Annotated in this window: 5 protein-coding genes and 1 pseudogene; 5 read left to right on the top strand and 1 reads right to left on the bottom strand. The window is 45.3% G+C overall.

Translation table 11 applies throughout. The features are described from left to right. Positions 1-163: pseudogene (locus ACP45E_RS08685) on the top strand (NADPH-dependent FMN reductase); the annotation flags it as partial. A 79-nt stretch (positions 164-242) separates the two neighbouring features. Here ACP45E_RS08685 and mnmC read toward each other — a convergent pair. Continuing rightward, positions 243-2309: a bifunctional tRNA (5-methylaminomethyl-2-thiouridine)(34)-methyltransferase MnmD/FAD-dependent 5-carboxymethylaminomethyl-2-thiouridine(34) oxidoreductase MnmC gene (gene mnmC / locus ACP45E_RS08680; RefSeq protein WP_017038853.1), complete on the bottom strand. Its 2067-nt coding sequence runs from the start codon at positions 2307-2309 to the stop codon at positions 243-245. A 127-nt stretch (positions 2310-2436) separates the two neighbouring features. On the opposite strand from mnmC, the gene fabB reads away from it, so the two are divergent. From fabB to ACP45E_RS08660, 4 genes are all read left to right on the top strand, one after another. Then, positions 2437-3648: a beta-ketoacyl-ACP synthase I gene (gene fabB, locus ACP45E_RS08675; protein WP_017036027.1), complete on the top strand. Its 1212-nt coding sequence runs from the start codon at positions 2437-2439 to the stop codon at positions 3646-3648. Positions 3649-3925: 277 nt separating this feature from the next. Next, entirely contained in the window at positions 3926-5071 is a 1146-nt protein-coding gene (locus ACP45E_RS08670; protein WP_017036029.1) for a 4-phosphoerythronate dehydrogenase, read from the top strand. Next, the gene (locus tag ACP45E_RS08665; protein WP_017036030.1) at positions 5055-6068 is read left to right on the top strand and encodes an aspartate-semialdehyde dehydrogenase; all 1014 of its coding nucleotides are present in this window, start codon (positions 5055-5057) and stop codon (positions 6066-6068) included. Before ACP45E_RS08670 ends, ACP45E_RS08665 begins: the two co-directional genes overlap by 17 nt. A gap of 208 nt (positions 6069-6276) precedes the next feature. Beyond that, positions 6277-8959: FimV/HubP family polar landmark protein (locus tag ACP45E_RS08660; RefSeq protein WP_277815693.1), on the top strand; the 2683-nt coding region annotated here is incomplete at its 3' end.

Raw genomic sequence — 8959 nt, 5'->3', positions numbered from 1 at the left:
TGTATTAGCAGCGGCTACTGGCTCTGCGCCGTATTTTGGTGGCAATGTCGTAGCATCAGTTTCTGTACCGAACTTTTACGAAAATTTTGACGTTGGGACAGATGCGATAACCAACGATGATATCGTCGCTCAACTGAAAGACGCGGTCAGTAAGCTTAGCTAATTGACTTGATCCTTCCAAATAACGATTCAAGAGTAAAGCCCGAGACGTACTAAGCGATTCGGGCTTTTTGCTTTTGGGATTAAGTCTTCTTATCAGCTACCCAGCCAGCCGTCAGTGCTTTTCCTTTCCTTAAACGCCTTACCCACATTCGGCTTGGATGAATCGCTTCAAGAACATCAACAGGCAGTGGTAAAGGATCGCCACAGATTTGTGATGCCAGTACTTCCGCTAGTAATGGAGCGGAGCTTAACCCGCGAGAGCCTAAACCAACAAAGCAATAGAGATTTGGGTAGCTTGTGACAGGTTGAACACTGTCAAGGGAGTCTCTTTTAGGATTGAAATTATGGAGGTTTTGATACTGTTCAGTAATGGCGTCAAAGTGGCCTACATTTCCCACAAACGGAAGATGGTCGCGGCTAACACTGCGTATGCCTTGTCGAGATTGATTGCTACTGGTATCAACCTCGTTGGCCCATTCTTGTTTTGGCAGGCATGTGGCTAACCGTTGACCATTGTGCACTTGTACTTCACCATCAAAATCTTGATTGATATTGCTCTTATCGTAGTTAGCCCCAATGCAGTGGTGCCCGTTCTTTGGGTTTTGTGGTGTCAAATACCCATCGAAGCATAAGACCGTTTTTAGTTTACTCAAATTCTCTGTCGTTGGCACATGGCTGACCTGACCTTTGACTGGGGTCAAGGGAATGGCCTTAGTCGGTTCTAATGCACTGAACTTATACCCATTGGCGACGACCACTTGGTGGTGGTGAGTGGTCACAACACCAGTAGGCGTCGTTATGGTCAGTGCCCATTTTTGATCCGATTCCACCCAAGAGATTGAATCTACATGGTGCTCATAATGCACCGTCAAGGCGCGTTCTTCTTCAAGCTGGTTTAGCAAACCTTGGGTTAATTGTAATGGGCTTACCCAGCCTCCAAGTGGAAAGTGAACGCTTTCCATATCGGTGTCTAGGCCTACGGTTTGGTTAGTTTGCTGAGCGTCTTGTCTGGTGATCAAGTCGGTATGAAAGTGACCTGCGAGCATGCGTTCGAGTTTTTTACGTGATGCATCGTTCCACATAAGGATATTGACACCACACCAGTCATGGTCAAAGGTTATGTTCTCGCTTGACTGGTCAACAAATTGACGGGCAAACAACAAGCCTGGCCCAAAGACACGAGATACATTGGATTTTGCTTCGCTCAGAAGTGGATAAATCGCCCCCTGATTGTTGCCAGATGCATTGCCTGCCGCGGCTTTATGTTCATTATATAGGGTCAGCGTTTTATTCCGTCTTGCGAGTGTTTTAGCCAAGGCGGCACTGGCTATTCCTCCCCCAATTATTGCAATATCCTCGTGGTGGCTAGGCTCTGATAAAGCAAACCATGGCTTAATGTTGCTGGCTGGAACCTTAATTGGTAAATGGCCCGCAATCATTTCTCGCTTAGTGCCAAAACCTTTCACTTTCTTCATTTCAAACCCCGCTTCAATCAGCCCTCTACGAACGAAGCCGGCTGCTGTGAATGTGGCGCAGGTACAATCTTGTTTGGCCAGCACTGCCATGCCATTGAACAGATCTTGATTCCACATTTCTGGGTTTTTGCTTGGGGCGAAACCATCTAGGAACCATGCATCCACTAGCCCTAGTTTCGGAGTGGGTACGAGTGGCATACACTCTTTGATATCGCCAAACCACAAGTCGAGTGTGACCGCACCATCGTCTAAAACAATACGATGACATTCTGGGACGGCAATAGGGTAGTATTGCTGTAACTTCTCTGCATATTGAGCCAACTCAGGCCATGCTTGGTGAGCTTTGATAAGATCAGCGATCGTGATCGGGTATTTTTCAAAACTCACAAAATGCAATTCTTTTACTGCGGACTCGGGGTGCTGTTGTCGAAAGGCATCAAATCGGTGCCAAGCCGCTAGAAAGTTCAAGCCAGTGCCGAATCCGGTTTCTGCAATAACAAAGCGTCGCTGATTAAGGTTTTTCCAGCGAACGTCAAGGTTGTTTTGATCAAGAAAGACATACCGAGACTCTTCAAGGCCATTTGCGTTGGAAAAATAAACATCATCGAACTGGTCAGAAACAGGTGTTCCCGTCTCATTCCATGCGATCTGAGCGTGAGTTATTGAAGTCATAAAGATTGAAATTCGCAGTGTTGGGCCATATATAGAAAGAGATTGTACGAATTTATAGGAAAGCTGACCACTTTTGTTGGCCTTCTTAGTTATTATCTAGCAGAATTTTGAATTATAGGAATGTCACATGAAACGAGTCGTAATCACCGGTATGGGTATTGTTTCAAGTATCGGTAACAACGTCGAAGAAGTTTTAGCGTCTTTAAAAGCAGGTAAATCAGGTATCACAGCTTCAGAACAGTTCAAAGAAAATGGCTTACGTTCTCAAGTTTGGGGTAACCTTAAAATGACGCCTGCAGACCATATTGATCGCAAAAAAATGCGATTTATGGGTGATGCGGCAGCGTTTGCATACCTTTCTATGGAACAAGCCGTTGCGGATTCTGGTTTGACTGAAGACCAGGTTTCAAACGAGCGTACTGGTATTGTAGCAGGCTCAGGTGGCGCATCGTCATTGAACCAGGTCAACGCGGTCGATATTCTTCGTAACAAGGGCGTTAAACGTGTTGGACCTTACATGGTTCCGCGTACCATGGCTTCAACGGTTTCTGCGTGTTTAGCAACGCCGTTTAAAATCCGCGGTGTTAACTACTCAATGAGTTCCGCTTGTGCAACATCAGCGCACTGTATCGGTCACGCTATGGAGCTTATCCAACTTGGCAAACAAGATGTCGTTTTTGCTGGTGGTGGTGAAGAGCTAGATTGGTCTCTGACCATGATGTTTGATGCAATGGGTGCACTTTCTTCTAAGTACAATGACACACCAGAGCAAGCTTCTCGCACTTACGATGCAGACCGTGACGGTTTTGTAATTTCTGGCGGTGGCGGTATGCTCGTGGTCGAAGAGTTAGAGCATGCTTTAGCTCGTGGCGCGAAAATTTACGGTGAAATCGTGGGTTACGGCGCGACGTCTGACGGCTACGACATGGTCGCTCCTTCAGGTGAAGGCGCAGTGCGTTGTATGAAGATGGCCATGCAAGATGTCGATGGTGTTGATTATGTGAACACTCACGGCACTTCGACACCAGTTGGTGACGTGAAAGAGCTTGGCGCTATTCAAGAAGTCTTTGGCGGAAACAGCCCTGCAATATCAGCAACAAAAGCGATGACAGGTCACGCACTTGGTGCCGCTGGTGTCCATGAAGCGATTTACTCAACGCTAATGTTAGAGCACGGATTCATCGCTCCTAGCATTAACGTTTCAAACCTAGACGAAGCCGCTGAAGGCCTTGATATCGTGACTGAAACACGTGAACAGGCGCTCACTACGGTGATGTCTAACAGCTTTGGTTTTGGTGGTACGAACGCAACATTGGTGATCAAAAAATACCAAGGTTAGGCTCAATCCACGAAAACTAATAACTGAATGACGCTCAAGTGAGCGCACCAGTTTCCAGAGCTGACCGCCTTAGTTGATAAGACGGTTGAACAGACGCAAATTTTGTCCCACGGAGAGCGGGACAAATTCCTTTTGTTCTGGATGTTTCGCCCGATTCCTTTTGGAGTCGGGCATTTTTATTTCTGCTCGACAGAAGCATTGGTTTACACAAGCTTTAGTTTTAAGCACAATCACTTGAATCATTTTCTTTGTTTTTTAGTTCATTACGGTTACCACTATGAAAATTCTCATTGATGAAAATATGCCTTACGCACAACAGCTGTTTAGCCAGTTGGGTGAGGTGATACTCAAGCCCGGCAGAACGTTAACCGCAGAGGATCTGGTTGATATTGATGCGTTAATGATTCGCTCGGTAACAAAGGTCAATGAAGGCCTGATTGCCAAGGCCAATAAGCTTAAGTTTGTGGGCACCGCAACTGCTGGGATGGACCACGTTGATCAACCGCTATTGGAATCGAAAGGTATTCAATTTACCGCAGCCCCTGGTTGTAACAAGGTAGGCGTTGCGGAATACGTTGTCAGTGTGATGATGGTATTGGCTCAGCAACATGGCTTTTCAATCTTTGATAAAACGGTTGGGATTATTGGCGCCGGGCAAGTAGGCAGTTATTTAGCGCGGTGTTTGGAAGGCATCGGTATCCAAGTGCTGATTAACGACCCTCCTAAACAAGAACAAGGGGACTCTCGAGCATTCACCCCATTAAACGACTTGCTCGATACTGCGGATATCATCTCTCTCCATACGCCAATCACGACAGATGGCGAACATCCTACGCACCACTTGATTAACGACGCTATACTTCAACGTCTTAGAGCGGATCAAATTCTGATTAATGCTGCACGAGGGCCGATTGTTGATAATCAAGCGTTAAAACAGCGTTTACAGCGTCAAGATGGCTTCGTTGCCGCGCTTGATGTATTCGAATTTGAACCGAAAGTTGATATGGATCTGCTTCCTCTGTTAGCATTCGCCACCCCGCATGTGGCTGGTTACGGTTTAGAAGGAAAAGCCCGCGGCACGACAATGATATTTAATTCGTACTGTCAGTTTTTAGGCAACACATTAGAAGCCGATGCTCCCGATTTATTACCCGATGCGCCAATTTCTCAATTAAAGTTAGAACGCGAATGGGATGAAGCAACACTGAATAATATTACCCAGTTGATATATGATGTACGCAGAGATGACGCAGTTTTTCGTCGTGAAATTGCGCAACCGGGTTCGTTTGATTTAATGCGAAAGCAGTATTGGGACCGCCGTGAATACAGTGCGGTCACGTTAGTTGGTGGTGAAGATTGCAATCTACAACCACTGGCTGATCTAGGTTTTAACGTTGAGGTAAGTAATGAGCCAACAATTTAATGTTGCGATATTAGGCGCAACAGGTGCAGTCGGTGAAACGATCATCGAAGTATTGAAAGAGCGTGAGTTTCCGGTTGGAGAGCTGTACTTGCTTGCCAGTGAGCGCAGCGAAGGTAAAACATATCGCTTTAATGGTAAAACAGTAAGAGTACAAAACGTCGAAGATTTCGATTGGTCTCAAGTGCATCTTGCTCTTTTCTCGGCAGGTGGAGACTTGTCTGAGAAGTGGGCGCCAATTGCGGCAGACGAAGGTGTGATTGTTATCGACAATACCTCTAAGTTTCGATACGAATACGACATCCCACTTGTTGTTCCAGAAGTCAACCCAGAGGCGATTGCTGAATTTCGTAACCGTAATATCATAGCTAACCCAAACTGTTCAACCATTCAAATGGTGGTGGCATTAAAGCCTATTCATGATGAAGTGGGTCTTGAGCGCATTAACGTTTCAACTTATCAGTCAGTCTCTGGCGCGGGTAAAGCAGGTATTGATGAACTGGCGGGGCAAACAGCAAAACTGCTCAATGGTCAGCCAGCAGATACGTCGGCATTCTCTAAACAAATCGCATTTAACTGTATTCCTCAAATTGATGAGTTTACAGAGAATGGCTACACTCGCGAAGAGATGAAAATGGTATGGGAAACGCAGAAAATCTTTAATGATTCCTCTATCACCATCAATCCAACCTGTGTTCGAGTTCCGGTTTTTTATGGCCACGCAGAATCTTTGCACATAGAAACACGCTCACCGATTGGTGCTGAGCAAGCTATTGAATTGCTAGAAAGTACCGATGGCATCGAAGTATTCCAAGGCAATGAGTTCCCAACTCAGGTTGTCGATGCAAATGGTAAAGATCACGTCATGGTAGGGCGTATCCGTAACGATATTAGCCACCACAGCGGAATCAACATGTGGGTAGTTGCAGATAATGTGCGTAAAGGCGCAGCGACAAATGCGGTTCAAATCGCTGAACTCTTAATCAGAGATTACCTTTAGTCTCACCTTGCTGTGAATATTAGAGCCTCACCACTGTGTGAGGCTTTTTCATTGATTGGGTCTAATTCGACCAGAAATCTGTGAGATTCCTGCTAATATTCCATCCGCCACACATTTTTTGCCTCTCATCCTATAGTTTTACTCGGTTTATCCGATATATTTAACAGATCATAACTTTTTTCTCATAAGCACAAAACTGAGCCTTTATATGCGTCAAATTTTAAAACGACTATTATTGCCGTTAGCAATAGTTGCCGTGACTCAGACTTCTATCGTTAGTGCAGAAAGCATTCGCCTGAAAGGTCCAAACGGTGAGGTACAACCCTCTCCCCAGTTTTCGGAACAAATCACACGTTCACGCAGCAGTGAACCTGCTCAATTTTATGGGCCTACCACTGGCACAGACACGCTATGGAGAATAGCATCTCAAGTTAAGCCTTCCCCTAATTTGTCAGTTCAACAAACGTTGTTGGCTATTTATCAATTAAACCCCCGTGCATTTGAAGATCAAAATATTCACAGTCTGATTCCGGGGAGCAATTTACGCATTCCATCATTAGCCCAAGTGCAAAACGTTTCTACGCAAGAAGCGGTGAATGTGATGGCCGCACACCAGGCCAAGCTCACCGGTAAGGTTACACCAACACCGGTAGAGGTAGCGGCTGCTAACCCCACTCCAGAAAAAGAAACAAAAGCCCCGATTGATGTTAAGACTAACAGCACAGACAATCAGACAAAGGCCGTCGACCCAACACCGCCCGTTTCACCAGCACCAGCGATAAAAGACACACAAGTTGAAATGCTGAAAAATGAGTTGGACCTTTCTGAAAGCGAATTGATGGCGCTAGAAGAAAAAAATCACAAATTACGCTTAATGCTGTCTGAAGTTCAATTAGAAGTGGATGGCCTAAAAGATGAACTTGGTGATGAAAATAGAATTCGCTCAGAAGTAGAAAAACTACTTCAAGAAGAGCGTGACAGACTGGCAGAGCAGCAAAAGCTAAAACCATCGCTTTTGGATCAATTATTAGCGAATAACCTGTTTGTTGCAGCGATGGCGATCATACCTGGGCTTATCATTGGGTTGATTGTTATTTTGTTGATTGGTCGTCGTTCGAAGAAAAATGAACAGGAAGAGTCTGCTGTCACTCAAGAGGCTCCAGTATCTCAAGCGCCTGTTGTCCCACCTTCAAACTTGGATGAGAGCATCGACGATGATCTCCTGCTTGATGATGACCTGTTTAGTGATAATGATGAGATAGAGCCAGAGTTTTGTGATGACATTGATTTAGACGATTCGAACGCTGAAGACGATATATTCGCGGGCTTAGATGACGATGATTTAGATTTCAGCCTAGAAGATGAAGATGGATCCGATCCGTTTGCAGACATCGCTGATAATGGCGATCTCGATGCTGATATTGAGGATATAGATACAAGCTCAAACGGCATCAGTGTCAATGCTGATGATAAAGCTCTTGGGCTCGAGGAGATGGAGCGAGCGCTGGATGAAGCCTCAACCGATGAATCCAATGATGACGATGCTTTTGACCTGTCTGATGACGGCGAAATGTCTCAGGATGATATCGAGGCTCTATTATCTGGCGATCAAGAGACCGAAGACCTCGCTGACGATGAATTAGATCAATCGTTACTCGATGAGCTACTCAGTGAAGCCGCCGATGACGCTGACAGTGATGATACATTTGATATCGATTCGCTATTGGAAGAGTCCGCGGATGATTTCAATCTCGATGTGGAAGATCCATCTAATGATGATATCGACGATATATTGGCGTCAGTAGAGACAGAGGATGAGTTTGATTTAAGCGATGCACCGCTTGCCAGTGATAGTGAAATCGATGATCTGTTTGCGCAGATTGAGTCTCAAGCCGATCTCGAATCGTTAGAGCAGCAATCTATTGATGAAACTGCTTTGCTCGATGAACTTTTAGAAGAAGATCAAGAGATTGACGTTAGTTCTGACAGTACCGACTTATTGGATGACCTGTTGTCTGAGTCGGATGCTGCAAGTACAGCAGAAGATTCAGAGGATATTGATATCAGTTCTGACAGCACGGATCTGCTCGATGAGCTGTTGTCTGAATCCGATGATGAGAGCGAGCTTGATATACGTGACGAGTCGACACAGACCCTTGATGAAGTAATTAATGGAAGTGATGAACTCGATAGCGACCCGGTAGAAATCGAAGACGACAGTATCGATCTATTGGACGAGTTGATTGACTCGGCTGTCTCGACCCCGACTCTAGATGAAACTGAAACATTAGATGAATTGCTGGCGTCGAGCGATGATCTTGAATCCGATGGTACAGAACTGTTTGATGAACTATTAGAGATTGAACAGCAAGGGTTAGAAAGTGATAGTGAACGTGATGCTCAAGTCGACGCGATGGAAGATTCGTCGAGAGAAGAACAGCAGACTGAAGAACAGCCAATAGAAGAGCAAGCGATAGAGGATGAGCAGGACAATCTTATTGCTGATGATCTACCGGCACCAGACGTTGTGGAAACGGATATTGCTGAGAACAATGCTAAAGAACAAGAACAAGAACAAGAACAAGAACCAGTAGAGTTTGATAGTGAAGACTTTATTGATGACATGCTGAGTTCTGCCCCACAGTCTGATCCATTACTGGACGCTTCCGGTCCTTTAGATTCTGATTTTAATGATGAATCGAGCATCTCTGAAGAGTTAGAACCGGCTCTCAGTGTTGAAGACGCAGCACCAGTACTCGATGATGCTCTGCAGGTTGATGACGAAGTAGATGCAGGTTTAGATGAAGAGCCTGTGGCAGATAATTTGTCATTAGATATTGACACAAATTTAACCGAACTAAACCATGCAGAGCCAGAGCCAGAGCCAGAGC

The organism is Vibrio genomosp. F10 str. 9ZD137 (genome assembly GCF_049974785.1).
GTDB lineage: Bacteria > Pseudomonadota > Gammaproteobacteria > Enterobacterales > Vibrionaceae > Vibrio.
The sequence above is the reverse complement of the archived record's forward strand: the minus strand, read 5'-3'. Positions and strand labels throughout refer to the sequence as shown.